The following is a 23775-nucleotide window of genomic DNA, read 5'->3' on the forward strand; positions in this document are numbered from 1 at the left end:
GCGGAGGGCCGGATGGCCGCTGGGGCTTCGGCCCGAGAGGAAAGTCCGGACTCCACAAGGCAACGGTGCCGGGTAACGCCCGGGCGGGGCAACCCGACGGAAAGCGCCACAGAAATCAGACCGCCCTGTTTTCAGGGTAAGGGTGAAACGGTGGGGTAAGAGTCCACCGCGCCGCTGGCAACAGTGGCGGCACGGCAAGCCCCACCGGGAGCAATGCCAAATAGGGTCCCCGCGCGGGTTGGTCGGCGTCAGCCGATACCACCGCTAAGCGCGTCTTGGCCGAGAGGGACCGGGTTGGCAGCTTGAGCCGCGCAGCAATGCACGGCCTAGAGGAATGGTCATCGAAGGGGGTAACCCCGGAACAAGATCCGGCTTACAGGCCCTCCGCGCGTTTTCCTGATTACTTGCCCGGCGGTTGATAAGCGCCTGTCAGTTTCGCCGCTTTTTTGGCAACTGAGACGAAGTCGTCCGCCGTCCACGCTCGCACCGTATGTATCTTGGACACCGCGCCCGAGGCCGCAACGGCCATTCCTATTGCAACGGCGTCTGTACCATCCGGAGCTTCGCTGATGACAACGACATCGTTTTCACCTGTGGTCATGTAAAAGGCGATCAGTTTGCCGCCGGCCTTTTTCAACAGAGCCTTTACGGGCGCCGTACGGTTCGCTGGTTTTTTCAACATTCCTTTGATGCCATCCTCTGAATAGGACGCATATGTAATGAAGATAGGCATATGTACCTCCTTTTAAACAAGTCGAAGCAGGACCCGTAATTTGGCCGGTCCCTTGGCCTGCATGTGCATTTCAACCTGCCGCGATTAACGGGGTCGCGATCAGCCAAATGCCCATTACGATCAATGCCACGCCAGTAAGTGGAACAAGCCATGTGGCCCGTGGCATCAGTTTTTCCAGCGCAACGTAAATTGCGATGCCGACGATCCAGTAGAGGTTCATTACCCCTCCTGCGAACAGCAGCAGCATCAGAGCCCAGCAACAGCCCAGGCAATACGCGCCATGCAGGGCTCCGGTACGAAACGCCCCATAAGAGCCGGGTTTGTTGTGTTCGGTCAGAAATTGGGCCGGGCTACGACAATGGCGCAGGCAGGCGGATTTCAGGCTCGACAATTGGTACACACCAGCCGCAATCAGCACACATCCCGCAGCCGCCCGGGACCGGACTGTCATCATCGGCCCGTCCGAAAGCTCCAATACCTCCAAAAGGCACTGCGCACCCGTCGCAACCAGGCTGAACACAGCCCAGGCCACCAGGTAACCGGAGAGGAAAAACAAACCTAGCTGCGAGGCATTCGCCTTGTCCGGGCCGACCCGCTTGATGGCTGTGTATAACAGAACGGTCGGGGCAGCACTGGGCGTCATCATTGCGATCATCATGACCCACCACATCAAGAAAATCAGTGTGGCGTATTCCAGGGTCCAGTGCACTTGGATTGCCATCTGCATGGGGTCGCCAATTGGCCCGGCCATACGGGTCATGTCGATGGCGGTCATATCCATGCCAATTCCGGCGATGGTGTACCAAGAGGCGCCCAGTATAATGAGAAGGACGCAGATCAGAACGATGCTGCGATCACGCTGCAGCGCCAGATCCACCATCCCGGGTTTGGGCGAAGGCATCGTCATATCGGCCCTCGTCACGCGCCGAGGACGCCATGCCCCGAGATGTTGAGATGCGCCAGGTGCGCATGTGTCGCGTCAAATGTCAGACTAATCGCGCTGCCTGTTGTTTTTGCGGTCCCTGAAGCTGCCTCGGCGTGACGGTATTCAAACCCGTTAGGCAGCTGAATAGACGCCCGGTGTGGCGCCCCTGAGACGATATGCGGGATCGGGCTGACCTTGACGTCAAAAACGCCGTGAACCTTGGCATATCCCGAGCGCTCTTCGCGACTCCAATCAACTTCTATCGGGGCATACAGAGTTTCGTGTTTTGTTGGTGCCATCGCGCTATAGACGTACCACATCGTGGCCATCTCGTCGGTATCTTCACCTATCATGATGGCCTGTATTGCTGCTCTCTGATCCGCAGATGCGCCGTCGTCAATGATCAGCTGCATCTGGCCGTTGCCTTCGTGTATTGCACCTGGCCAGTAGTAGACACCCGCCGCCCGAACCCCGGCCAAGTCCGTGTCGCCGTATTGTCCAGATGTAATATCGAAAACGACGACCGCTTCGCAATTCCCGTGAGTGGGGAGAACACTGAATTGGCAAGGACACCCAAAATTACAGTTGCAATTGGCCAGTTCTTCGGCCTGAAGTTTCCATTCAGTCATGACAGCCCCCAAACATGTTTAAAGTCTCTGCTGACAGAGATGTTTGCTTGCTTGCGGTGCCTCGTGGCCGGAATTCTTGTATAGTTTCTTGGGTCAAAAAAATTGGCATATAGGTATCATGTTTTGGTGATGTGTACAAATTCGCGGCATGCGTGTGCGGGAACGTGCTTGTTTGAGGGCCGACCTTCGAAATACCCGCAATGGTAACATGTTTCAGTTAGTCTTATTCTGGTCGAGTGCCGCTGAGACGCGTCGTACCTTGCATGGCGGGCGAAGCAGCCGACACTTGGTTCACATTCATCTGTTAGGATGCAGACAGAAATTTTAAAAGTTGGGAGGATTGCAATGAGTTTTATGAAAGCACTGGCCTCGGTTGCTGTTGGATTTGCCGCCGCTAAGGGTATGGAGAAATACAAGCAGATGGGAGGTATGGCTGGTCTGCAAGACATGATGCAGGGCGCCGAAGGGGGCTTTGGCATGGATCAGCTTGGCAAAATGGCCGAGCAATTCGGAATGCCCGGCGGAGCGGCAGGCCTTCAGGAAATGATCGGCAAACTAGGTGTGACCAACACTGCAGGCGCGGCAGGGCTGGGTGGGCTCATGAACGCCATGCAAGGTGCAGCCAAAACCGGAAGCCAGTACACCGCGGACATGATGGAAACGGTGTTCAAGGGCACGCCGGGCGGCGCCATGATGGAAGAGCAGGCAAAGCTAATGCTGCGCGCGATGATCCAGGCCGCCAAGGCAGACGGTGAGCTGGACGAGCATGAAAAAGAGACGATCTTGGGAGAACTGGGTGATGACATCAGCGATGAAGAGCGCGCTTTCGTTCAGGAGCAGTTGAACGCCCCGATCGATGTGATGGGCTTGGCAGCCGATTCCGGAGCGCCGCTCAAAACCCAGATCTACGCGACATCGCTGGCTGCGATTCGCTTGGACAATCAGCAGGAGGCGTCCTATCTGCATCAGCTTGCAACGGCACTGGGGCTATCAGACGCCGAGAGGGATCAGATTCATGCTTATATGGGGGCGCCGAAGCTATCAGCCTGACGCCAATCTAAACTTGGTTCCTTTACCGTCGCGATTGCCCTTGACATGAGCGGTGCAGAGCGTAAAAGCGCACGCTCATAGGAATTCAACCGAAAGGCCCCTGCCTTTTCGGACGCAGGAGACAACCATGGCGAAGCCGACGACAATCAAGATCCGTCTGAACTCGACCGCGGGTACGGGCCATTTTTACGTAACCAAGAAAAACGCTCGCACCATGACCGAGAAAATGACCATTCGTAAATACGATCCGGTCGCTCGGAAGCATGTCGAGTACAAGGAAGGCAAGATTAAGTAATCTGCCGTCCAGCTTGGACAAGTTCAAAGGGTTCCGCCGCGGCGGAACCCTTTTTCTTTAGGCGCATCGCTGCGAAGCTTCGCGGCATTTCTTGTCGTTGCAACGACGCATCAGCGGATCAGGCAATCGGGTCCTTGGTGGGTTGCTTTTTGACAGGGCTTACCCCTACGCTTCAACAAACCGTTCCAAAATGTTGGCCGTCATGAAAAAAATCTTGTTATCCACAATAGCTGTGCTGACCCTTGCTGCCTGCGAAGACCCCTTTGACCGCAAGGGTGTCGGTTTCACGGGGATTGATGGCGAACCCCGTACTATCTCGGATGTGCCTGGTTCAGCCGCTTTCGTGCCCCTGGCAACAAACGTACCGGCCGAGCTGGCCGCACTTCCAACAATTCCGGTGGTGACCGATCAGACTGACGCCGAGAAAGTTGCGCGTGTTGCAATCGATAATGGCGGACGCAACGACTCCGACGCGGTGGTTCTGACCAGCAGAGACACCAACCTGTTCCTAAGCACAGTCAGCGTGAATGGCACTCTGTACGGGGTTCTGCGTACGCCGAGCAACAGCAGCCGCATCGACAACGCAGTAGGCGCAGCCTTTGGTCGCGATGCCGAGCAGTTCACGGGCTGTCTGCCTGCGGGTCAAGTGTACCGCAAGGGATCCTCGTCACGCAGTTCGGGTTTTGCGGTTCCGCTAAACTGTAGCTAAACGCTCCGAAATTCGATTGACTGAGGCCCCGCCGTTCGGACGGGGCCTTTTTCGTGCGGATGTTGATTGGGGCTTTTGTGCCTGCCAAAGCTGGGCGTATCGGTCGGGCGTGGGCATTTGGCAAAAAGAAAGGGGCGGTTCCTTCAGGAACCGCCCCATCTAATTATTGTGTTGGTCGCAGCGCTATTCTTGCTGCCCCATGAACATCAGCAGGAACTGGAACATGTTCAGGAACGAGATGTACAGGCTCAGCGCTCCATCGATTGCCGCTTTGTCCAGCCATTCCTGGTCACCGTGGGTTGCGTGTGCAACGTAGGTGTTCTTGATGTCCTGCGTGTAGAACGCGGTCAGGCCAGCAAACACCAGCACGCCGATAGCCGAGATTGCGAACATCATCGCAGGCGACTGCAGGAAGATGTTGATGACCATTGCCACCAGCAGCCCAATCACGCCCATCATCAGGAACGTGCCCATGCCGCTCAGGTTGCGCTTGGTGGTGTAGCCAAACAGGCTCAGGCCAGCGAAGGCAATCGAAGTCACGATGAACGTCTGTGCGATCGAGTACGGAGTGTAAATCATGAACACCGAGCTCATCGATACGCCCATTACGGCCGCGAAGACGAAAAAGCCCAGTTGAACTGCCGCAGCCGAACCACGACGCAACAGAGCGCCCCAGCCAAAGAGCAGGAAGGCTAGCGGTGAGAATATCACAACCCACTTCAGCGGCGACATGAAGAGTGCGCCACCCAAGCTGGTCAGGTAACGGTCTGCGCCGATCTGAGCCACCGCGTTGGTCGGGTCAGAAGTTACTGCAAGACCGGCAATCGCCCAAGCGGCGAGCGCCGTGATCAGCATACCTACGGACATTGTGCCGTAGACTTTGTTCATGTGGGCGCGCAGGCCCTCGTCAATCTGGGCAGCGCGCGCGCCGGCCGCCGTCCGGATCGTGTCAAATTGTGCCATAAAAGGGTCTCCCTTCACATAATTCTTATCGTGGTCCGAAAGTCGGACCCCGTTCTTGGCAAATATCGGCAACTGCGGATCATGTTTCAAGGGTTTAGCGCCGGATTCCGGCTAAAACACGAAACAAAAATGGCGACCTGCGGGTGCGGGTCGCCATTCATTGAGAAAAGATGAATGTCGGAATCATTTTTGCCAGAATTCCGGCGCGTCCCAGATGGGGCGGGCGGCCTCGGCCTCGGCCTGTTCGCGGGTGATTCCGATGTCTTCCAGCGCTCTGGCATCCAACCGTGCCAAGGTCCGCCGCTGACGGTGTAGCGAAAGCGAATCCAGCAGCATATTTAGGCCAAAGCGGCGACGGGGTGGGCAGTGTCTGCCTATTGCAACTTGGGTCATAATTTTTGTCCTTTCTTTGATCCTCGATGAGTTTTCGCTTTCCCATCAAGTTCCTTGATTTATATGGCCTGCTGTGACACATTTTAAAAATGAATGTTTATGAAGTGATGCATAAGGATTCGTGAAGATGCGAAATCTGGATATTACAACCTTGCGGTCATTCGTGGCGGTGGCGGATCAGGGTGGCGTGACACGCGCCGCCGGGTTTCTGCATCTTACGCAATCCGCCGTTTCGATGCAGCTAAAGCGCTTGGAAGAGTTGCTGGGCCTAGAACTGCTGGACCGCAGCGGCCGGACAATCGCGCTGACCGCGTCTGGTGAGCAACTGCTGGCCTATGCCCGTCGCATGATTGCGCTGAATGATGAAGTGATTTCGAAACTCACTGATCAGGCGTTTGAGGGTGAGGTGGTGCTGGGTGTGCCGCATGACATCGTTTACCCGGCGATTCCGAGGGTATTGCAGCGCTTCAACGCGGATTTCCCGCGGGTGCGGGTGCAATTGGTGTCTTCATACTCGCTGCAACTGAAAGACATGCTCAAACGCGGGGAATGTGACCTGATCCTGACGACCGAGGCTAACCGGGGCGAGGGTGCCGAAACCATTGCCGAACTACCGTTGCGCTGGATCGGCGCGCCCGGCGGGTCGGCCTGGCGTAAACGACCGATTCCCATTGCCGTTGGGCGTCGTTGCATGTTCCGGCCGCAGATGATTGCGGCGCTGGATGAGGCAGGCCTTCCATGGGAACTGTCGGTGGAAACAGAAAACGACCGCACCATCGAAGCCACCGTTTCTGCCGATCTGGCGATTCACGCCATGCTGGATGGCACCGAGGCCGCACATCTGGTGCAGATTGATGACGGCGGCGTTCTGCCCGATCTGCCCGCACACATGATCAACCTGTACGGAGGAGAGCCCGGACGCGGCCCCGTGGTCGAGGCGCTGGCTGATCTTGTCCGGCAGAATTTCCGATTGATCGGCAGCAGCCCTCTGAAAGCGGTAGTTGGTTAGGGCGTGATCACGACCTTGCCGGTCGCCGTGCGGTCGCGCAGCAGTTGCAAACCTTTCTCGGCGTTCGACAAGGGCAGCACGTGGCTGATGTGCGGCTTGATCCGCCCCTCGGCGTGCCAGCGGAACAGCGTTTCAAAACTGTTCTGAACGATCTGAGGCCGAAAGTTCAGATACCCTCCGATATAGAACCCGATCACTGTCAGATTCTTGACCAAAAGGTGATTGGCGGGAATCTGCGGAACCTCTCCGCCCGCAAAGCCGATGGGCAGCAGACGCCCTTCGGGGTTCGTGGCGCGGAAAGCGGCTTTGAAAATATCGCCACCGATCGCGTCGTAAACGACGTCTGCGCCCCCAAGCTCCTTGACACGCGTGCGCAGATCCTCGGATGCGTCGATCAGGTGGTCCGCCCCGGCGGCCTGCGCCACGGCCAGTTTGTCCGCGCCACGCGCCTGAGCGATCACGGTTGCGCCCATCAGTTTGCCGATCTCAACCGCTGTCAGGCCGACACCACCTGCCGCCCCAGTGACCAGAAGTGTCTCGCCGGGTTGAAGGCGGGCGCGGTGATCCAACGCGATGTGGCTGGTGCCATAGGCGATCTGAATGGCAGCAGCATCTTTAAAGCTCATCGAATCGGGCAGGGGAATCGCGCGCTCTGCGTCGAATACTCCAAATTCCGCCAGACCGCCCTGACCCGAGTAGACCGCGATCCGGTCACCCGGTTTTAGGTGCGATACGTCGGGACCCGTTGCATCCACGACGCCAGCAATCTCCATACCCTGTGTAAACGGGGCAGGTGGGGTATCCTGATAAGTGCCCTTCTGCATTAGCAAGTCTGCAAAGTTCAGACCGCAGGCTTTGATCGCAACACGGACCTGACCTGACAAAGGGCGAGGAACGTCCATATCACAAAGCCGGGCGGCGGCACCTTGAGACAGAATTCTGTAGGCCAGCATAGTTGCGCTCCTTTAGTTTGGCGCATAGGTTCTTGCCGTGTAGGGATTGTCAATCTCTAAGCCGATCACGCTGGCAGGGAATGGTTTGGGCGCTGTAGGCTTACCAAAGGTCAGCGACGTGTGCCGGGCAGAAGTGGCACAACCTTAAACGTCTGTCCGAGGAATCCGATTCAACCTTCTTGAAAAAAAACCCAAAAAGAGCAATATTGTGAGAGTTGATGATTTGGGGGCATGTTCCTGATTAGGAAGTAGTTAAGGGCGGCTCGCTAGTGTTGCGGTAGTATAGTTATGTCGCGCACCCGAATTGGTTGTGTGTAAAAAAGGAGAATACCAATGACCCATCACGTCGATGTCCATGTGGGTAAGCGCGTCCGGCATCGCCGCTGGCTGATTGGCATGACCCAACAGCAGTTGGCGCAGCAAGTTGGTATTAAGTTTCAACAAATCCAAAAGTATGAAACTGGTGCCAACCGTATCAGCGCTTCTCGCCTGTGGGACATCGCCGAGGCATTGGATGTACCTGTCAGCTTTTTCTTCGAAGGTTTGGAAGAGACTGAAAAGGAAACGAGCGGCAAGAAGTCCGTTCCAGCAGATTTAATGGGTGACAAGGAAGCTCTGGATCTGGTGCGCTCCTACTATGCAATCCCTGAAAACCAACGCCGCCGTCTGTTTGAGCTTGCACGCGTCCTCAGCGAAGTCGCCTGAGCGAACAGGGTTGACTCTGGCACGCGTGGGCCGCACGGGTAGCGCATGCAAGAGACTCTTTTAAGCGATCTGGATGTTGCCGAAGAAATGGCCGACGCGGCGCGCGCGGCCATTCTTCCGTTTTTCAGGCAAACCAATCTTGAGACCGACAACAAGCTGGCCGAAGGCTTCGATCCGGTAACAGTTGCCGACCGGAGCGCCGAACAGGCCATGCGCGCGGTTCTGGCCAAACACCGGCCCGATGACGGTATCTTTGGTGAAGAGTTCGGCCAGGTTCAGGGCAGCAGCGGTCGGACGTGGGTTCTGGACCCGATCGACGGCACCCGCGGTTTCATCAGCGGCACACCCACCTGGGGCGTGCTGATCGCGCTGAGCACGCAAGACGGCCCGGTCATGGGCGTCATCGACCAGCCTTATATAGGAGAGCGTTTTGTCGGGGCGGCTGATATCGCTCAGGTGACCGGCCCGACTGGCACAGCACCATTGAAGACCCGTCCGACTTCCAGCCTGGATCAGGCGATTCTGTTCACCACATTCCCCGAGGTCGGCTCCCCCGAGGAACGCGCCGGGTTCGAGGCAGTGGCGCAGCAAGTGCGTCTGACACGTTATGGCATGGATTGTTATGCCTATGCTCTGCTGGCTGCGGGGCAGGTCGATCTGGTGATCGAGGCGGGGCTGAACGCCTATGACATTCAGGCGCCCATTGCGGTGATCGAAGCCGCTGGCGGCGTTGTTACCGATTGGCAGGGTGGCCCGGTGCATGAGGGCGGGCGCGTGCTGGCAGCAGCAAATGCAGAACTGCACGCGGCGGCGCTGGCGCTTTTGCGCAAGCATTGAAAGTTATTGCCGGGTTTGAACTGGTCGGGTAGGGTTTGCCCGGCTGGTTCTTGTACCCGTTTTCCGCCAGCCGACGCTCTTCTTGCACGAAACGGGTGTAAAGCAAGGAGGGCGGAATGACCGAAATCCTGATCAAGAATGCAGACACTATCCTGACGATGGACGATTCGCGCCGTGAACTCTCTGGTGCGGATATCCTGATCCGTGGGGGAAAGATCGAACAGGTCGGCCACGGTTTGAAGACAGCCGGAGAAATCCACAATGCCGCCGGGTGTGTTGTAACGCCGGGCTTAGTGAACACCCATCACCACCTTTATCAAACCCTAACGCGCGCAGTGCCCGGCGGGCAGGATGCGTTGCTATTTGGTTGGCTAAAGACGCTCTATCCCATCTGGTCTCGCTTTGGGCCGGAAGAGATGTTCGTCTCGGCCCAGATCGGTTTGGCCGAACTGGCACTTTCGGGATGCACGCTCAGTTCAGACCACCTGTATCTGTATCCGAACGGTGCACGGCTGGACGATACGATTGCCGCTGCCGCAGAGATTGGTCTGCGTTTCCACCCCACACGCGGCGCGATGAGCATTGGGGAAAGTGACGGAGGGTTGCCGCCGGACGCGTTAGTAGAGCAGGAGCAAACCATCCTCGACGACATGATCCGTGTGGTCGATGCGTTCCACGATCCGTCCGAGGGGGCGATGGTCCGCGTTGGGTTGGCGCCGTGTTCGCCGTTTTCCGTCAGCCGTGATCTGATGCGCGATGCTGGGATTCTGGCGCGGGACAAGGGCGTGATGCTGCACACTCATTTGGCGGAGAATGACGAGGATATCGCCTATTCGCAGGCTCAGTTTGGCTGTCGCCCGGGGCAATATGCCGAGGATCTGGGCTGGACCGGCCCGGACGTCTGGCACGCCCATTGCGTCAAGCTGGATGGGGCCGAGATTGACTTGTTCGCCAGAACCGGGACGGGCGTTGCCCATTGTCCCTGCTCCAATTGCCGTCTGGGGTCAGGCATCGCGCCGGTGCGTGCCATGCGCGACCAGGGCGTTCCTGTTGGATTGGGAGTGGATGGGTCAGCCAGCAACGACATCGGCAACCTGATCCTTGAGGCGCGTCAGGCCATGTTGCTGCAACGGGTTGCGAAGGGTGCGGATGCCATGTCCTCCCGCGAAGTGCTTGAGATCGCAACGCGCGGTGGTGCCGATGTTCTGAACCGCCCCGACTGCGGGCGGCTGGAACCCGGCAAGCGCGCCGACATTGCCATCTGGGACACGCGCGGCATCGAAAGCGCAGGCAGTTGGGACCCGGCGGCGTTGCTGCTGGCGGGGCCGATGAATGTGAAACATCTGTTTGTCGAAGGCCGCCAGATCGTGCGCGATGGGCATGTCACCACGTTGGACATGCCCCGTGTGATCGAGCAGCAGAACCAGCTGGTCCACGCTCTGCAATACTAGGTTGAAAAGCACAGGTGATCGTCGTCGCTGTCGCCACTGTGAAGTGACCTTATGGCTTCGAAGCGCTCCAGCCGTGTCTCGGTCGTTTTTTGAGTTTTTCCCCGGTTGTGCTATGTTTTCCGTCTATTTTAAGGAGTAGATAGATGAATTTGCGAGTACTTTCGTTTGGCGCTGCAATCTTCACTGTTTTGAATGTTGGAGCAGCTTGGGCCGACCCGAAGCCGCAGGGTTCTAAACCTGCGGATCCGAACACAATCGCTCAACTCTACGCAGGAAAAACCCAGATATGGAAAAGTTGCGAAGGGGGAATTTACTTTGGTTCCGGTTGGCAAGCCAGTGCCTGGTGTAAGAAACACAGCGATAATGTGGGCGTTGGGACTTGGAAGGTTGATGGCAAAGCGCGGGTGTGTCGCGACTTGGTTTGGTATTGGCCCGAAGGTGATGCCAGAGGGTCCAAGGAAGACGCACTGGGGTGTATCGAACACGTGGTTGCTCCGGACGGTTCGATCTGGCGCAGTTGGCCGAACGAAAATGAGTGGTGGTCAATGACTGGTGACGAAAGCCTTGTGAAGGGTGACAAATTTAAATCAAAGAAAAGAAAGAATTCGAAAAGCCTAGGGCTGTAGATTTCAAACAGTCAGATGATCCAATTTAATTCTGGGCAGCTAAGTTTTTGGCTGCCCGGTTTCGTGTTTGACCTGGGTGATCCTTTGTCTAGCTGATAGCTCGCCGCCCGGCGATCCAAACCTCGGAAATCGCCCGGTCGTCGCCCATCATGATGGTGGGGAAGATGGCCTCCCACAGATCGTCGGCGCAGGCCTCGCGCTGGGCGATGGCCGGGGTCGAGGCGAGGTCGAGGACGACCAGATCGGCCTCCATCCCCGGAGCGACGTTGCCGATGCAGTCGTCCATCCGCAATGTACGCGCCGAACCGACGGTGCCCAGCCACAGCAGCTGAGCGGCGTGCAAAGGCGCACCCCTCAGCTGCCCGATCTCATAGGCCGCGGCCATCGTGCGCAGCATCGAAAAGCTGGACCCGCCGCCAGTATCTGTTGCCAGGCCAACCCGGTGGCCGTCGGTCATCAGTCCGGTCATGTCGAACAGCCCCGAGCCGATGAAGGTGTTCGAGGTCGGGCAGTGTATCAGCGCCGCGTCGACCTCACGCAGCCGGTCGCGTTCGCGGGCTTCCAGATGGATGACGTGGCCGTAGACGCCATGCGCGCCCAGCAGGCCGAACTTCTCATAGGTATCCAGATAATCGCGCGCCTCGGGGAACAACTCGCGGACCCAGGCGATTTCGTCGGTTTGCTCGCTCAGGTGCGTTTGCATCAGGCAATGCGGATGTTCGGCCCAGAGCGCGCCCATCGCCTCAAGCTGTTCGGGCGTGGAGGTGGGGGAAAAGCGCGGGGTGATTGCATAGGACAGCCGGTCGATTCCGTGCCATTTCGCGAGCAACGCATCGGACTGGTCGTAGGCCGTCTGCGCCGTGTCCCGCAGTCCCTCGGGCGCGTTGCGATCCATGCAAGTTTTACCAGCGACCACACGCTGATTACGCTGCCGCGCAGCTGTGAAGAAGGCATCCACGCTTTCGGGGTGGATGGTGCAGAAACTGCACATGGTAGTCGTGCCATGCGCCGCCGTCAGGTCCAGATAGCGGTTGGCGATCTCGGACGCATAGGCGGGGTCGCCGAACTTCATCTCTTCGGGGAAGGTATATGTGTTCAGCCAGTCGATCAGGCGTTTGCCCCAACTGGCGATCATGGCGGTCTGCGGATAGTGCACATGGGCGTCCACAAACCCGGCCATGATGACGTGCTGGCCGTGATCCACGACGGTTGCGTCCGGATGGGCGGCGCGCAGGTTGTCGGCATCCGCAACAGCGGAAATGCGGCCGTCTTCGACCAGAACGGCCTCGCTGATTTTGACGGCTTCGGTCGGTTCACCCTCGAACGGGGAACCGGTGAAACTCAGAACACGCCCTTTCAGCAGCGTTTTTTGCGCCATTTTTCTTCATCTCCGCCTGTATGGGACTGCGAAACAGCATAGGCGGGTGAAACTTGTCGGTAAATCGCCGCATTGTCATTGTTTTCCGGTAGCAGCTTCTTCTAATTAGAGGCCAATGACCGAATGATACGGGGGCAGATATGACGACAGGCTTTGATGAACCCGTAACCGATGCGACCAGCGACGAAGATGTCTATGCGCTGGATCGCAAGACCGTAGCCGCCATTCTGTACGCAGTCGACGTGGACGACCGCGACAAGCTGATCGAGCTGATGGATCCGCTACACCCGGCCGACATCGCTGACCTTCTGGAACAGATCAACCCTTATGATCGGGCGCGTCTGATCCGTCTGTATGACAAAGAGTTTGACGGCGATATCCTCTCGGAACTTGATGAGGCGGTGCGTGAAGAGGTCATTAACGTGCTGCGCCCGGACGTTCTGGCCGACGCCGTGCGTGACATGGAAAGCGACGACGTTGTTGACCTGTTGGAAGACCTCGAAGAGCCGCAGCAGGAGGCGATCCTTGACGCGCTTGAGGATTCCGAGCGGATCGCGGCTGAACAGGCGTTGTCCTACCCGGAAAACTCTGCCGGTCGTCTTATGCAGCGCGAGGTGGTCATGGCGCCCGAGCATTGGTCGGTTGGGCAGGCCATCGACTTCATGCGCGCCAATGACGATCTGCCTGAACAATTCTATCACGTGGTGCTGGTCGATCCGCGGCTGAAGCCCGTGGCGCAGGTCACTCTGGGCAAGCTGATGGCCACACGGCGCGAGGTGCCACTGCATGACATCGCCGAAGAGGAGTTCCACTCGATCCCCGTCGATCAAGACGAGGAAGATGTGGCTTATGCCTTCAACCAATACCACCTGATTTCGGCCCCGGTAGTGGATGCGGATGGGCGGTTGGTCGGTGTGATCACCATCGACGACGCGATGGTCGTTCTGGATGAAGAACACGAAGAAGATATTCTGCGTCTTGCAGGGGTTAGCGACGAAAGCTCGATCTCGGACAGTGTGGCCGCGACCAGTCGGCGGCGTCTGCCGTGGCTGGCCGTGAACCTGTGTACGGCGATCTGTGCCTCGCTGGTGATCTCACAGTTCGAGGCGGCGATTGATCAATTGGTGGCGCTGGCGATTCTGATGCCGATCGTGGCGTCGATGGGCGGCAATGCCGGGACGCAGTCGCTGACGGTTGCGGTGCGGGCGCTAGCAACGCGCGACCTGACCAACGCCAACGTCATGCGCGTAATCCGGCGCGAGTTGTTGGTGGGGATGCTGAACGGGCTGTGTTTTGCCATCGTGCTGGGCACCGTTGGGATGATGTGGTTTGATTCTCCGATGCTGGGTGTCGTGATCGGATCGGCCTTGGTCGTGAATATGATCATCGCAGGCTTTGCAGGTACGGTAGTACCGGTGGTGCTGGACCGTATGGGTGTTGACCCTGCGCTGGCGTCGGGAACCTTTGTAACGACCACAACGGATGTCATGGGGTTCTTCATCTTTCTTGGGCTTGCCAGCGTGGTGCTACTGTGACCGATCTGACCGAAATCAAAGCTGCCGCGCGCAAGGCGGCTTTTGCGCGCCGCAAGGCTGCGTTTGACACCCGTTTGCCCGGAGCCGCCGGGCGTTTATCCGAGGTTCTGGCCGGGCACCGGGGCGTGCCAATTTCAGGCTACATGCCGATCCGCACCGAGATAGATCCGCTGGCTGCGATGGCCGAGGCCTCTGCCTATGGCCCGGTCGGTGTGCCGGTGATTCAGGCCGCCGGACAACCACTGAAGTTTTCACGCTGGACGCCAGAGGGCGCACTGAAAGACGGACCCTTCGGGGCCAAGGTGCCCGAGGTCGATGACTACTTCGACCCCGAGATCCTGCTTGTTCCGCTGGTCGCATTTGATGCGCAGGGCGGACGCTTGGGCTATGGCGGCGGCTTTTATGACCGCACGCTGCAAGGGTTGCGCGCCAAACGCCCGACACTGGCCATCGGATTTGCCTTTGACGCGCAAGAGGCCGAAGGGCTACCGCTGGAGCCCACCGATCAGCCGTTGGATATGGTGGTCACGGAAAGCCGCGTGCTGACGTTTTCGGCCTGATCGCCTCAGGTCGGGCTATTTTCGCGGAAGTATTCCCAAGCATCAACTTCGCGCCCGTCCGGCAGAATGCAGACGCCGGTCTGCCCTTCGTCGCCGTCGCGGATTTCGTATTTCGCACCGCTTTCTACACAGAACGTGGCCGCAGGGTTTGCCAGTTGAGTGTCTGAATCTGAAGTCGGTGCCTCTTCGCAGGCGGCTAGTGTGGTCAGGCCAATGGCAGCCAAAAAGGTGCGAGTCATTAAGATTCTCCTGTCTAAAGGGCTTTGGCAGTTTATGCTGGCAGCTTAACCACTTGTGCTTGACCATTACCACACTTAGGACAGGTTGGATGAGGATACTTTTTCTGGGTGACGTCATGGGCCGCGCGGGACGCACGGCCATTCAGCAACATCTGCCGCGTCTGCGTGACGAATGGCGGTTGGATTTTGTTGTGGTCAATGGTGAGAACGCCTCGAACGGGATGGGGTTGACCGGTGATCACGCGAAATTGCTGCTGGACGCCGGTGCCGACTGCCTGACTCTGGGTGATCACGCGTTCGACCAGAAGGATATGCTGCAATTCATCGAGAAAGAACCGCGCATCGTGCGTCCGGTGAACTTCGCCAAAGGCGCGCCGGGGCGGGGCCATCGCTTGTTCACCGCACCCGGAGGCCGCAAGGTGCTGGTGGTGCAGGTGCTGGGGCAGGTGTTCATGAAACGGCCCTTTGATGATCCGTTCTCGGCCATTGAACCGGTCCTGAAGTCGCACCCACGCGGTGGTCAGGCGCAGGCCATCATCGTAGATATGCATTGCGAGGCGACGTCTGAAAAGATGGCGATGGGTCACTATTGCGACAAACGCGCCAGCCTTGTGGTCGGGACGCATACCCACGTGCCGACCGCGGATGCTCAGATCCTGCCGGGCGGCACGGCCTACCTTACCGATGCAGGGATGTGCGGGGATTATGACTCGGTGATCGGCATGGACAAGGTTGAACCGATGCGCCGTTTCATCACCGGTATGCCCAAGGCGCGGTTCACACCGGCCAATGGTGAGGCAACGCTGAGTGGTGTTTTCGTCGAGACCGATGACCGCGACGGGCAGGCGAAATCGGTGCAGATGGTGCGCGTAGGCGGGCGTCTGCAACAAGCTGGGCCGCAGTAAGGCTTGCTCTGCCGCGCGCAATGCGGGAAACTGACCGGCGGGCGCGCAAGCCAAGCCAAGGTTCGGACACAAAACCAAGAATGCAATTCCTTCAACTGACAGAAATGGGCAGCGCAATTGTGGCGCTATTGGTGGTTGCAGGCATGTTCGTCATGTTCTTGCGCGAAACCTACCCGACAGAGGTCGTTGCCATCGGCGGAGTAGCGGTGATGCTGGTCACCGGCATTTTGCCGTATCAAAGCGCGCTGGCCGTGCTGTCCAACCCCGCGCCCTGGACCATTGCGGCGATGTTTATCATCATGGGGGCTTTGGTGCGGACCGGAGCGCTTGATGCGTTTACCTCGACCGCGCAGAAGCAGGCGCAGGTGAACCCGCGCTTCGCCATTGGGCTGTTGATGGCGTTTGTTGTGCTGGCTTCGGCGGTGGTGTCGAACACGCCGGTGGTGGTCGTAATGATCCCGGTCTTTGTGCAGATTGCGCGCACGCTGAATGTTCCGGCCTCAAAATTGCTGATCCCGTTGAGTTATGCGGCTATTCTGGGCGGCACGTTGACGTTGATTGGAACCTCGACCAACCTGCTGGTGGATGGTGTGGCTCGGGCTCAAGGGATGAAGGCGTTCTCGATCTTAGAAGTCACGCCGTTGGGCATCGTGCTGGTGATCTATGGCATGATCTACTTGCGTTTCATCGCGCCGCGCCTGTTGCCAGACCGGGACAGCATGGCCTCACTGCTGTCCGACCGGTCCAAGATGAAGTTTTTTACCGAGGCCGTCATCCCTCCAGAAAGCAACCTGATTGGGCGCGAGGTGATAGGGGTACAGCTGTTCAAACGTCCTGGCGTGCGTCTGATTGACGTTATACGGGGCGACGAGTCGCTGCGGCGCAATCTGAAAGGGGTTGAACTGAAACTCGGTGACCGTGTGGTTCTGCGCACAGAAATGACCGAGTTGCTGAGCCTGCAAAGCAACAAGGAACTCAAGCGCGTCGATCAGGTATCGGCGGTTGAAACCAAAACGGTTGAGGTTCTGATCACCCCGGGTTGTCGCATGGTGGGGCGGACGCTCGGCACGCTGCGTTTACGCCGCCGGTATGGTGTCTATGTGCTGGCAGTACATCGGCGGAACCAGAATATCGGGCGCCAGCTGGATGATCTGGTGGTGCGGGTCGGCGACACTCTGCTGTTGGAAGGATCCCCGGCAGATATCCAAAAGCTGGCGTCTGACATGGACATGGTCGACGTCACGCAGCCCTCTGCCCGTGCCTTCCGGCGCAGTCATGCACCGATTGCCATCGGCGCGCTAATCGGGATTGTCGTGCTGGCCGCATTGGGGGTGGCGCCGATCCTGCTGCTTTCAGTTCTGGCAGTCGCAGTGGTGCTGGTGACCCGCTGTATCGATGCGGATGAGGCGTTTTCCTTTGTCGAGGGCCGCTTGCTGGCTTTGATCTTTGCGATGCTGGCCATTGGCGCGGCGCTGGATAAATCCGGTGCCGTTTCGCTGATTGTCGAGGCGATCGCTCCGGGCCTGAGCGCGCTGCCGCCCTTCCTGATCATATGGGCTGTCTATCTGCTGACCTCGGTGCTGACCGAACTGGTGTCGAACAACGCGGTGGCCGTAGTGGTGACGCCGATTGCCATCGGTCTGGCGCAGGCGGTCGGGATCGACCCGCGTCCGCTGGTAGTAGCGGTGATGGTGGCGGCCTCGGCCTCGTTCGCGACGCCGATTGGGTATCAGACCAACATGATGGTTTACGGCCCCGGGGGCTACCGGTTCACCGATTTCCTCAAGGTTGGTGTGCCGCTGAACCTGACGGTCGGCTTGCTGGCGTCGTTGCTGATTCCGTTTATCTGGCCGCTGTAAATCTGGCGCGGAATCGCCGATCCACAGGCAGGGGTCTTGTAAATACCGATTAGGCCACGATCTTTTTACCAAAGCGGCAGTAAAAGGATTGGATCATGCCATTTCCAAAACTCGGTCAAGCCATCGTCGTGAGTGCAATTGCGCTTACAGTTCTGGTCAGCCAGGGCCATGCAGGGATGGTCACGGGAACAGCCACTTACCGCGAACGCATCGCAGTACCGCCAGACGCCACACTGTATGTCGAGCTTCAGGATGTCTCGCTGGCCGATGCGCCTGCGATACCCCTTGCTGCGAAACGGTATGCAATGGACAGCGTGCCCGCGCAGTTTGAGCTAACCTTTGATGATGCCCTGATCAAGGACGGCCACCGATACGTGGTGCGTGCCTCAATCAATCAGGGGCAAGATCTGCTGTTTACCACCGACACGGCCTACCCGGTTTTGACCGATGGGGCAGGGGATTCCGCCGATTTGATGCTGGTTCAGGTTCAGGGAGGCGCAATGCTGGACAACACTCAGTGGACGGCTGCCGTTTTGAACGGTGCTCCGATTGAAGCAGAGCGTCGTCCTGAAATTACCTTCGCACAGGGCGGAGCCTTTTCCGGCAGTGGAGGGTGCAACCGTTTCAACGGTCAGGCCGAGATATCCGGAGCGAGCATCTCATTCCCCGACAATATGGCTGCGACGTTGATGGCTTGCCCACCGGCATTGGAAGAGGTTGAACGGCAGTTTTTCAAAGCCCTGCAAGGCGCAACCACCTACGCGATGGAAGGGGATGCTCTGGCTTTTCTGAATGCTGCAGGCGAGCCGATCATCAAATTCGTGCGTACCCAATAGGTTAGGGCCGTCACGCGACGGCCCTTGACCGCCCGGCATTGCGGCCTGAGAAGATGCAGCCGCCCAGAAACGAGCCTTCGAGCGCGTTGTAGCCGTGGTAACCACCGCCTCCGAACCCCGCGACCTCTCCGGCAGCGAACAGGCCGGGGACGACCTGACCATCCGCGCCGATCATCTGACTGTCGAGATTGGTCTGCAGCCCGCCCAGAGTTTTGCGTGTCAGCACGTGCAGCTTCACCGCGATCAGTGGGCCGTTGGCCGGATCAAGGAATTTGTGCGGCTTGGCAGTGCGGATCAGTTTGTCGCCTCGATAGTTGCGCGCGGCCAGAATGGCCGCCATCTGCGCGTCCTTGGTAAAGGGGTTGTCGACCTGACTGTCCCGCGCCTCGATCTGGGCGCGCAGATGGGCCTCGTCGATCAGGCCGCCGCCCAATTGGTTCATGCCGCTGACCAGTTCGGTCAGCGTATTGGCAACGATGAAATCCTCTCCGTGTTCTTTGAACGCCTCAACCGGCGCGGTGGCTTTTGAGCCGGTCAGGACGCGTTGAAACAGCACCTCGCGCCAGCCGCCATCGGTCATGTCGGGGTTCTGTTCGGAACCCGACAGGGCGAATTCCTTTTTAATCACCTTCTGGGTCAGCACGAACCAACTGTATTCGTGGCCGGTTTTCAGGATTTCTTCCAGAGTACCCAGTGTATCGAACCCCGGCATGCAGGGCGGTTTCAGCCGATTGCCATGCGCGTCGAACCACATGGAGCTTGGTCCGGGTAGGATGCGGATACCATGCGAGGGCCAGATCGGGTTCCAGTTGCGGACGCCTTCAGTGTAATGCCACATCCGATCGCCGTTGATCACATGGCCGCCAGCTTTTTCACTGATGCCGATCATGCGGCCATCGACGTGAAAGGGCACGCCTGCGACCATGTCTTTTGGCGGCTCGCCCAACCGGTCGCGGGGCCAGTTCTTGCGCACCATCTCGAAATTGCCACCGATCCCGCCCGAAGTGACGATAACCGAGGGCGCATAGACCTCGAACTCACCCACCTCATCGCGGTTGGTCTTGGCGCCGTGCGCGGCAGTGTCATCGGCCAGTACCTCGCCCGAAACCCCCTTGGTGCCGCCGTTCTGCATGATGATATGGCTGACCTGATGACGGAATTTCAACTCGATCAAACCGGCGCTGACGTGTTCCTGTACACGACGGATGAAGTGTTTCAGAACGCCCGGCCCAGTGCCCCATGTGATGTGAAACCGCGGGACTGAGTTGCCGTGGCCATCCGCATAGGATCCACCACGCTCGGCCCATCCGACGATAGGGAACCAGCGCAGACCCATCTCGTATAGCCAAGGACGCATCTCTCCGGCGGCGAATTCCACGTAAGCTTCGGCCCATTTGCGCGGCCAGGCGTCTTCATCGCGGTCGAATTGCGCGCTGCCCATCCAGTCGCGTAAGGCTAAATCGTGACTGTCTTTGATCCCCATGCGCCGCTGTTCCGGTGTGTCGACCATGAACAGCCCGCCGAGGCTCCAGAACGCTTGCCCACCCAGAAAACGCGCGGGCTCCTGATCCAGAACGATCACCTTCTTGCCGCGATCCCCAAGCTCGGCCGCGGCGGCCAGCCCGGCCAATCCGGCCCCCACGACGATGGCATCAGCAGTGTTGTTGGTCATGTCTTGTCCTTTCAGCGGCTGCGGAGCCAGGCGATATAGGGCAGGGCCACGACATACATCATGATCCCGTAAACGGCTGAGGGCAGGGCCAGCGGGCTAAACCCAGTCTCAGTCCCCGTGATCAGCGCCGCCAGAGTGATCCCCAGCGTCGAATTCTGAATGCCGGTTTCGATTGAAATGGTTTTACTCTCATTCCACGACAGTTTCGCGGCACGCGCCAGCCCCAGCCCGATGGCCAGCAGCGCGATGTTCAAAGTGACCAGCCCAGCGCCCATGATCCCAAGGTTGTCAATGAAAAGCTGCCAGTTTCCGGCCAGCGCGGCGAGGACAATTAAGACAAAAAGGGCGGTCGCCACTTTGGACAATGGCGCGTCGATCCGTTCTGCAAAAGTGGGTGCGAAATGGCGCAAGCTGACGCCGATGGCCACGGGCAGGGTGGTGATCAGGAACAGGGCGATGGCCAGTCCGGTGATTGAGACCTCGGGGGCGTCTTCGCCCATGAAGTGATTGATCGACCAGGCGGCCAGAATGGGCACGGTCACCATCGATAACAGGCTGATCACCGCAGTCAGGCTAACCGACAGTGCAACATCGCCTTTAGCCAGTTTCGACAGGATATTGCTGGTCACGCCGCCCGGGCAAAAGCTGAGCAGCATGAAGCCAACCGCGATCTCGGGCGGCAGGGCGAACAGCTTGACGGTGATGACGGCCGCGATTGGCAGCAGCACCACCTGACTCAAGGCGCCGATAGCAAACGGGTAGCCCCGGGTCAGAACGCGCCGAAAATCAGCGACGTGCAGCCCGATGCCCAGAGACAGCATGATTATGGCCAGCGACAGCGGCAGGCCGACATTGATAAGCAGATCCAAGAACAACTCCTCCCAAAGCCGTTCGGATCAGCCTATGCGAGGGGTGAAGTTGCAGGCAACCGCGCCGTTGGGTCACATATAGCGCTTGGCAAAACGGTGCAGGATTTCGCCGGGTTGGGTGACGTCGGCTGCGTGGCAGATATCGATCAGGCGCTGGGCGTCTTCGGGCGGGAAATAGCCGTGGTGCTTGTAGATATTGATACGCTCTTCAAAGTCGCGCGCGTCGGCCTCGGGGTGGAATTGTGTGGCATAGACGTTCTGGCCCCAGCGGATCATCTGAAACGGGCAGGGGTCCGAGGCGACAAGGTGAACGCACCCGTCGGGCAGGGTCTGCACGGCCTCTTTATGGCCGACAAATGCGTCGAAGGTCTGGTCCAACCCGGCGGTCAGCGGATCGCGTGCACCGTCATCGGTCAGGTGGCAGGTCGAGGGGCCGACGGGTTCTCCGTACTGGTCCTTGCTGACATCCCCATCCAGATGCGCGGCCAGAATGCCGAGGCCATAGCAGCACCCCATGAACGGATGATCCTTCGCGGTAATCTGCGGCATCAGGCCCATGATGGCGGCTTCGATACGCGCATCCATCGGGGACTTTGTAGCCGGATCGTCACTGACACAGCCTGGGCCGCCACCAACAATCACGCCGGCATAGTCGGTGACATTCAACCCTGCAGGCAAGTCCTCGCAATCCAGACGGATGCGATGGGTCTGGTTCGGCGACAGGCCGGTCTTGTCCAGGATCGAGGCGTACTCGGCATCCGAGGCTTCGGTTTCGGGGCGCAGTTGCAGGATCAGAAATCGTTTCATGCGCTGCCTTTACCCATCAAAGCGGCCAGAAGACAAGAATGGCGGGAATGGAAACCGCGACGATGAGGATTTCCAGCGGCAGGCCCATGCGCCAGTAGTCACCAAAGCGATAACCGCCGGGGCCAAGAACCAGCGTATTGTTCTTGTGCCCTATGGGCGTGAGGAACGCGGCCGAGGCCGCTACGGCGACCGTCATCAGAAAAGGGTCGGGTGAGACCTCAAGCGTGCGCGCCATCTGGATGCCGACGGGGGCAGCGACGATAGCGGTGGCAGTGTTGTTCAGCACATCGGACAAGGTCATCGTGACGATCATCAGAACCGTCAGAATGGCCCATGCGGGTAGGCCGTCGGTCAATTGCACCAGCGCATTGGCGATCAGTTCGGTCCCGCCCGAGGTCTCCAACGCGCTGCCCAGCGGGATCATTGACCCCAGCAACACGACCACAGGCCATTCGATGTGGTTGTAGATATCGGCAATCGGCATGATCTTGGTCAGCACATAAGCGACCACGACCAGCCCCAGTGCAATCGGCAGATAGATCAGCCCGACACTGGCGGCCAAAACTGCGGCGGCGAACAGGCCGATGGCCAGCCAAGCCTTGTCATTGGCGGTGACGTTCAGGCCACGCTCGGCCAGCGGAAGGCAGCGCAGCCATTCGGTGACATCCGCACTGCGGTCGCGCGGGCAGAGCAGCAACAGGATGTCTCCTGCCTCAACCTTGGTCTTGCGGACCTGTTCGGTGATGCGGCGGCCTTGGCGCGAGATGCCCATCAGCACGGTGCTTTGCCGCCACGCCAGCCCAAGCCCCTGCGCGGTGCGACCGGTGATGCGGGAACTTTCGGGGGCAACAACCTCGATCACTTCCAGCCCGTCGCCCTCGGCGGTCAGCAACTCCTGCCGCCGGGTGTCCGAGAAATCGAGGTTCAGCGCCGCACGAAACTCATCCAGCGCCTCTGGCCGGGCCTCAAGCACCAGCGCATCGCCCTGTTTCAGCGTGGTATGGGCGGAGCGGCCATAGCGCCGCTTGCCGTCGCGGATCAGGCCGATAATGGCCACGTCCGACTTCTCGGCGGCCTCGTAAAGTTCGCTGACCCGCTTGCCGATATGCGCGGATTCGGGCGGGACGGTCAGCTCTGCGATGTATTCGGCCAGTGCCTCGGAGGATTCCTCCTGCGGTCCACGGTTCGGAATAAGCCGCCATCCGATCAGAGAGACAAAGGCCAGCCCGGCAATGGCCGCCACCCCGCCGACAGGGGCGAAGTCGAACATCTTGAACGGCTCGCCCAGCGTCTCCTGCCGGATTGAGGCGATGATGATGTTCGGAGGCGTGCCGATCAGCGTCGCCATGCCGCCCAGAATGGTAGCAAAGCTCAGCGGCATCAGCGTCAGGCCGACCGACCGCCCAGCCTTGCGTGCTGTTTGGATATCGACGGGCATCAGCAGAGCCAGAGCGGCGACGTTGTTCATGAAGGCTGACAGAACCGCGCCGATTCCACCCATCAGTGCGATATGTGCGCCAAGGCCCCGCGAGGCATCAACCAAGGTGCGGGTGATCAGAAACACAGCGCCGGATCGGACTAAGCCGGCCGACACGACGAGAACAAGCGCGACGATGATGGTCGCGGGATGGCCAAACCCGGCAAAGGCGTCGTCTACGGGCACAACACCCAGCACGACTCCGATCAACAACGCGGAAAACGCCACAAGATCATAGCGGAAACGCCCCCACAGAAGCATTCCGAATACAGTTGCGAAAAGGGCAAAAAGAATAATCTGATCTGTCGTCATGCCGTCACCATACCCGCAAGACGGTCTTGGACAAGCCGCTCTCTTGAT

General features: G+C 58.9%; 25 protein-coding genes and 1 other RNA gene. 14 read left to right on the forward strand and 12 right to left on the reverse strand.

Annotated elements, in window-relative coordinates:
* Positions 1-392: RNase P RNA component class A (rnpB, locus tag ACR0ER_RS02550), an RNA gene on the forward strand.
* Positions 393-400: 8 nt separating this feature from the next.
* Here the strand turns inward: rnpB and ACR0ER_RS02555 are convergent.
* The 3 genes from ACR0ER_RS02555 to ACR0ER_RS02565 form a co-directional block, all read right to left on the reverse strand.
* Positions 401-733: a GYD domain-containing protein gene (locus ACR0ER_RS02555; RefSeq protein WP_170331747.1), complete on the reverse strand. Its 333-nt coding sequence runs from the start codon at positions 731-733 to the stop codon at positions 401-403.
* Between the two features lie 70 nt (positions 734-803).
* Entirely contained in the window at positions 804-1640 is an 837-nt protein-coding gene (locus ACR0ER_RS02560) for a DUF2182 domain-containing protein (RefSeq protein ID WP_480767588.1), read from the reverse strand.
* Between the two features lie 11 nt (positions 1641-1651).
* Positions 1652-2287, reverse strand: a complete 636-nt coding sequence (locus ACR0ER_RS02565; protein ID WP_480767589.1) for a DUF1326 domain-containing protein — start codon at positions 2285-2287, stop codon at positions 1652-1654.
* 345 nt (positions 2288-2632) lie between these two features.
* On the opposite strand from ACR0ER_RS02565, the gene ACR0ER_RS02570 reads away from it, so the two are divergent.
* The 3 genes from ACR0ER_RS02570 to ACR0ER_RS02580 all read left to right on the forward strand — a co-directional run bounded on the left by ACR0ER_RS02570 (position 2633) and on the right by ACR0ER_RS02580 (position 4341).
* Entirely contained in the window at positions 2633-3337 is a 705-nt protein-coding gene (locus tag ACR0ER_RS02570) for a DUF533 domain-containing protein (RefSeq protein WP_480767590.1), read from the forward strand.
* 127 nt (positions 3338-3464) lie between these two features.
* Positions 3465-3632 carry a 50S ribosomal protein L33 gene (gene rpmG, locus ACR0ER_RS02575; protein ID WP_010441901.1) on the forward strand — a complete coding sequence of 56 codons (168 nt, stop codon included), beginning with the start codon at positions 3465-3467 and terminating at the stop codon, positions 3630-3632.
* 202 nt (positions 3633-3834) lie between these two features.
* Positions 3835-4341, forward strand: coding sequence for a hypothetical protein (locus ACR0ER_RS02580; RefSeq protein ID WP_480767591.1), 507 nt, complete (start codon positions 3835-3837; stop codon positions 4339-4341).
* A 183-nt stretch (positions 4342-4524) separates the two neighbouring features.
* Here the strand turns inward: ACR0ER_RS02580 and ACR0ER_RS02585 are convergent, their stop codons facing one another.
* Both ACR0ER_RS02585 and ACR0ER_RS02590 read right to left on the reverse strand, forming a co-directional pair.
* A complete protein-coding gene (locus ACR0ER_RS02585) occupies positions 4525-5304 on the reverse strand; it encodes a Bax inhibitor-1/YccA family protein (protein ID WP_170331737.1) in 780 nt (259 codons plus the stop codon).
* Between the two features lie 183 nt (positions 5305-5487).
* Positions 5488-5697 carry a DUF1127 domain-containing protein gene (locus ACR0ER_RS02590; RefSeq protein WP_480767592.1) on the reverse strand — a complete coding sequence of 70 codons (210 nt, stop codon included), beginning with the start codon at positions 5695-5697 and terminating at the stop codon, positions 5488-5490.
* A gap of 127 nt (positions 5698-5824) precedes the next feature.
* Here ACR0ER_RS02590 and ACR0ER_RS02595 point away from each other — a divergent pair, with 127 nt between their 5' ends.
* The gene (locus ACR0ER_RS02595) at positions 5825-6706 is read left to right on the forward strand and encodes a LysR family transcriptional regulator (protein WP_480767593.1); all 882 of its coding nucleotides are present in this window, start codon (positions 5825-5827) and stop codon (positions 6704-6706) included.
* Here the strand turns inward: ACR0ER_RS02595 and ACR0ER_RS02600 are convergent.
* Positions 6703-7659, reverse strand: a complete 957-nt coding sequence (locus ACR0ER_RS02600; protein ID WP_480767594.1) for an NADPH:quinone oxidoreductase family protein — start codon at positions 7657-7659, stop codon at positions 6703-6705. The two genes, ACR0ER_RS02595 and ACR0ER_RS02600, sit on opposite strands and share 4 nt — an antisense overlap.
* A 333-nt stretch (positions 7660-7992) precedes the next feature.
* Here ACR0ER_RS02600 and ACR0ER_RS02605 point away from each other — a divergent pair, with 333 nt between their 5' ends.
* The 4 genes from ACR0ER_RS02605 to ACR0ER_RS02620 all read left to right on the forward strand — a co-directional run bounded on the left by ACR0ER_RS02605 (position 7993) and on the right by ACR0ER_RS02620 (position 11278).
* Entirely contained in the window at positions 7993-8364 is a 372-nt protein-coding gene (locus ACR0ER_RS02605) for a helix-turn-helix domain-containing protein (RefSeq protein ID WP_480767595.1), read from the forward strand.
* 45 nt (positions 8365-8409) lie between these two features.
* The gene (hisN, locus tag ACR0ER_RS02610; protein WP_480767596.1) at positions 8410-9201 is read left to right on the forward strand and encodes a histidinol-phosphatase; all 792 of its coding nucleotides are present in this window, start codon (positions 8410-8412) and stop codon (positions 9199-9201) included.
* 116 nt (positions 9202-9317) lie between these two features.
* Positions 9318-10652 carry an 8-oxoguanine deaminase gene (locus tag ACR0ER_RS02615; protein ID WP_480767597.1) on the forward strand — a complete coding sequence of 445 codons (1335 nt, stop codon included), beginning with the start codon at positions 9318-9320 and terminating at the stop codon, positions 10650-10652.
* 143 nt (positions 10653-10795) lie between these two features.
* Positions 10796-11278: a DUF995 domain-containing protein gene (locus tag ACR0ER_RS02620; protein ID WP_480767598.1), complete on the forward strand. Its 483-nt coding sequence runs from the start codon at positions 10796-10798 to the stop codon at positions 11276-11278.
* A gap of 88 nt (positions 11279-11366) precedes the next feature.
* Here the strand turns inward: ACR0ER_RS02620 and guaD are convergent, their stop codons facing one another.
* Complete coding sequence (guaD, locus tag ACR0ER_RS02625; RefSeq protein ID WP_480767599.1) at positions 11367-12656, reverse strand: guanine deaminase; 1290 nt, start codon at positions 12654-12656, stop codon at positions 11367-11369.
* Positions 12657-12796: 140 nt separating this feature from the next.
* Here guaD and mgtE point away from each other — a divergent pair, with 140 nt between their 5' ends.
* A complete protein-coding gene (gene mgtE / locus ACR0ER_RS02630; protein ID WP_480767600.1) occupies positions 12797-14191 on the forward strand; it encodes a magnesium transporter in 1395 nt (464 codons plus the stop codon).
* On the forward strand, positions 14188-14751 hold the full coding sequence (locus ACR0ER_RS02635; RefSeq protein ID WP_480767601.1) for a 5-formyltetrahydrofolate cyclo-ligase: 564 nt from the start codon (positions 14188-14190) through the stop codon (positions 14749-14751). The genes mgtE and ACR0ER_RS02635 overlap by 4 nt, the downstream gene beginning before the upstream one ends.
* Before the next feature lie 5 nt (positions 14752-14756).
* On the opposite strand, the gene ACR0ER_RS02640 is transcribed toward ACR0ER_RS02635, so the two are convergent.
* Entirely contained in the window at positions 14757-14990 is a 234-nt protein-coding gene (locus ACR0ER_RS02640; protein WP_480767602.1) for a putative hemolysin, read from the reverse strand.
* 89 nt (positions 14991-15079) lie between these two features.
* Here ACR0ER_RS02640 and ACR0ER_RS02645 point away from each other — a divergent pair, with 89 nt between their 5' ends.
* The 3 genes from ACR0ER_RS02645 (at position 15080) to ACR0ER_RS02655 (ending at position 18590) form a co-directional block, all read left to right on the forward strand.
* Positions 15080-15895 (forward strand): TIGR00282 family metallophosphoesterase, encoded by an 816-nt coding sequence (locus tag ACR0ER_RS02645; RefSeq protein ID WP_480767603.1) that lies wholly within the window; start codon positions 15080-15082, stop codon positions 15893-15895.
* Positions 15896-15975: 80 nt separating this feature from the next.
* The gene (locus ACR0ER_RS02650) at positions 15976-17754 is read left to right on the forward strand and encodes an SLC13 family permease (RefSeq protein ID WP_480767604.1); all 1779 of its coding nucleotides are present in this window, start codon (positions 15976-15978) and stop codon (positions 17752-17754) included.
* A 95-nt stretch (positions 17755-17849) separates the two neighbouring features.
* Positions 17850-18590: a YbaY family lipoprotein gene (locus ACR0ER_RS02655; RefSeq protein ID WP_480767605.1), complete on the forward strand. Its 741-nt coding sequence runs from the start codon at positions 17850-17852 to the stop codon at positions 18588-18590.
* Between the two features lie 10 nt (positions 18591-18600).
* Here ACR0ER_RS02655 and ACR0ER_RS02660 read toward each other — a convergent pair whose 3' ends face one another.
* The 4 genes from ACR0ER_RS02660 to ACR0ER_RS02675 form a co-directional block, all read right to left on the reverse strand.
* Complete coding sequence (locus ACR0ER_RS02660; protein ID WP_480767606.1) at positions 18601-20262, reverse strand: FAD-binding dehydrogenase; 1662 nt, start codon at positions 20260-20262, stop codon at positions 18601-18603.
* A gap of 11 nt (positions 20263-20273) precedes the next feature.
* Positions 20274-21131 (reverse strand): bile acid:sodium symporter family protein, encoded by an 858-nt coding sequence (locus ACR0ER_RS02665; RefSeq protein WP_480767607.1) that lies wholly within the window; start codon positions 21129-21131, stop codon positions 20274-20276.
* Positions 21132-21203: 72 nt separating this feature from the next.
* Positions 21204-21938: a glutamine amidotransferase gene (locus ACR0ER_RS02670; RefSeq protein WP_480767608.1), complete on the reverse strand. Its 735-nt coding sequence runs from the start codon at positions 21936-21938 to the stop codon at positions 21204-21206.
* A 16-nt stretch (positions 21939-21954) separates the two neighbouring features.
* Positions 21955-23727, reverse strand: a complete 1773-nt coding sequence (locus ACR0ER_RS02675; protein ID WP_170331704.1) for an SLC13 family permease — start codon at positions 23725-23727, stop codon at positions 21955-21957.
* Positions 23728-23775: the final 48 nt, after the last annotated feature.

The organism is Ruegeria sp. CH8 (genome assembly GCF_056536985.1).

Coding starts and splice junctions, on each gene's coding strand:
- ACR0ER_RS02555 (WP_170331747.1), bottom strand. CDS start 733: ATGCCTATCTTCATTACATATGCGTCCTATTCAGAGGATGGCATCAAA.
- ACR0ER_RS02560 (WP_480767588.1), bottom strand. CDS start 1,640: ATGACGATGCCTTCGCCCAAACCCGGGATGGTGGATCTGGCGCTGCAG.
- ACR0ER_RS02565 (WP_480767589.1), bottom strand. CDS start 2,287: ATGACTGAATGGAAACTTCAGGCCGAAGAACTGGCCAATTGCAACTGT.
- ACR0ER_RS02570 (WP_480767590.1), top strand. CDS start 2,633: ATGAGTTTTATGAAAGCACTGGCCTCGGTTGCTGTTGGATTTGCCGCC.
- rpmG (WP_010441901.1), top strand. CDS start 3,465: ATGGCGAAGCCGACGACAATCAAGATCCGTCTGAACTCGACCGCGGGT.
- ACR0ER_RS02580 (WP_480767591.1), top strand. CDS start 3,835: ATGAAAAAAATCTTGTTATCCACAATAGCTGTGCTGACCCTTGCTGCC.
- ACR0ER_RS02585 (WP_170331737.1), bottom strand. CDS start 5,304: ATGGCACAATTTGACACGATCCGGACGGCGGCCGGCGCGCGCGCTGCC.
- ACR0ER_RS02590 (WP_480767592.1), bottom strand. CDS start 5,697: ATGACCCAAGTTGCAATAGGCAGACACTGCCCACCCCGTCGCCGCTTT.
- ACR0ER_RS02595 (WP_480767593.1), top strand. CDS start 5,825: ATGCGAAATCTGGATATTACAACCTTGCGGTCATTCGTGGCGGTGGCG.
- ACR0ER_RS02600 (WP_480767594.1), bottom strand. CDS start 7,659: ATGCTGGCCTACAGAATTCTGTCTCAAGGTGCCGCCGCCCGGCTTTGT.
- ACR0ER_RS02605 (WP_480767595.1), top strand. CDS start 7,993: ATGACCCATCACGTCGATGTCCATGTGGGTAAGCGCGTCCGGCATCGC.
- hisN (WP_480767596.1), top strand. CDS start 8,410: ATGCAAGAGACTCTTTTAAGCGATCTGGATGTTGCCGAAGAAATGGCC.
- ACR0ER_RS02615 (WP_480767597.1), top strand. CDS start 9,318: ATGACCGAAATCCTGATCAAGAATGCAGACACTATCCTGACGATGGAC.
- ACR0ER_RS02620 (WP_480767598.1), top strand. CDS start 10,796: ATGAATTTGCGAGTACTTTCGTTTGGCGCTGCAATCTTCACTGTTTTG.
- guaD (WP_480767599.1), bottom strand. CDS start 12,656: ATGGCGCAAAAAACGCTGCTGAAAGGGCGTGTTCTGAGTTTCACCGGT.
- mgtE (WP_480767600.1), top strand. CDS start 12,797: ATGACGACAGGCTTTGATGAACCCGTAACCGATGCGACCAGCGACGAA.
- ACR0ER_RS02640 (WP_480767602.1), bottom strand. CDS start 14,990: ATGACTCGCACCTTTTTGGCTGCCATTGGCCTGACCACACTAGCCGCC.
- ACR0ER_RS02645 (WP_480767603.1), top strand. CDS start 15,080: ATGAGGATACTTTTTCTGGGTGACGTCATGGGCCGCGCGGGACGCACG.
- ACR0ER_RS02650 (WP_480767604.1), top strand. CDS start 15,976: ATGCAATTCCTTCAACTGACAGAAATGGGCAGCGCAATTGTGGCGCTA.
- ACR0ER_RS02655 (WP_480767605.1), top strand. CDS start 17,850: ATGCCATTTCCAAAACTCGGTCAAGCCATCGTCGTGAGTGCAATTGCG.
- ACR0ER_RS02660 (WP_480767606.1), bottom strand. CDS start 20,262: ATGACCAACAACACTGCTGATGCCATCGTCGTGGGGGCCGGATTGGCC.
- ACR0ER_RS02670 (WP_480767608.1), bottom strand. CDS start 21,938: ATGAAACGATTTCTGATCCTGCAACTGCGCCCCGAAACCGAAGCCTCG.
- ACR0ER_RS02675 (WP_170331704.1), bottom strand. CDS start 23,727: ATGACGACAGATCAGATTATTCTTTTTGCCCTTTTCGCAACTGTATTC.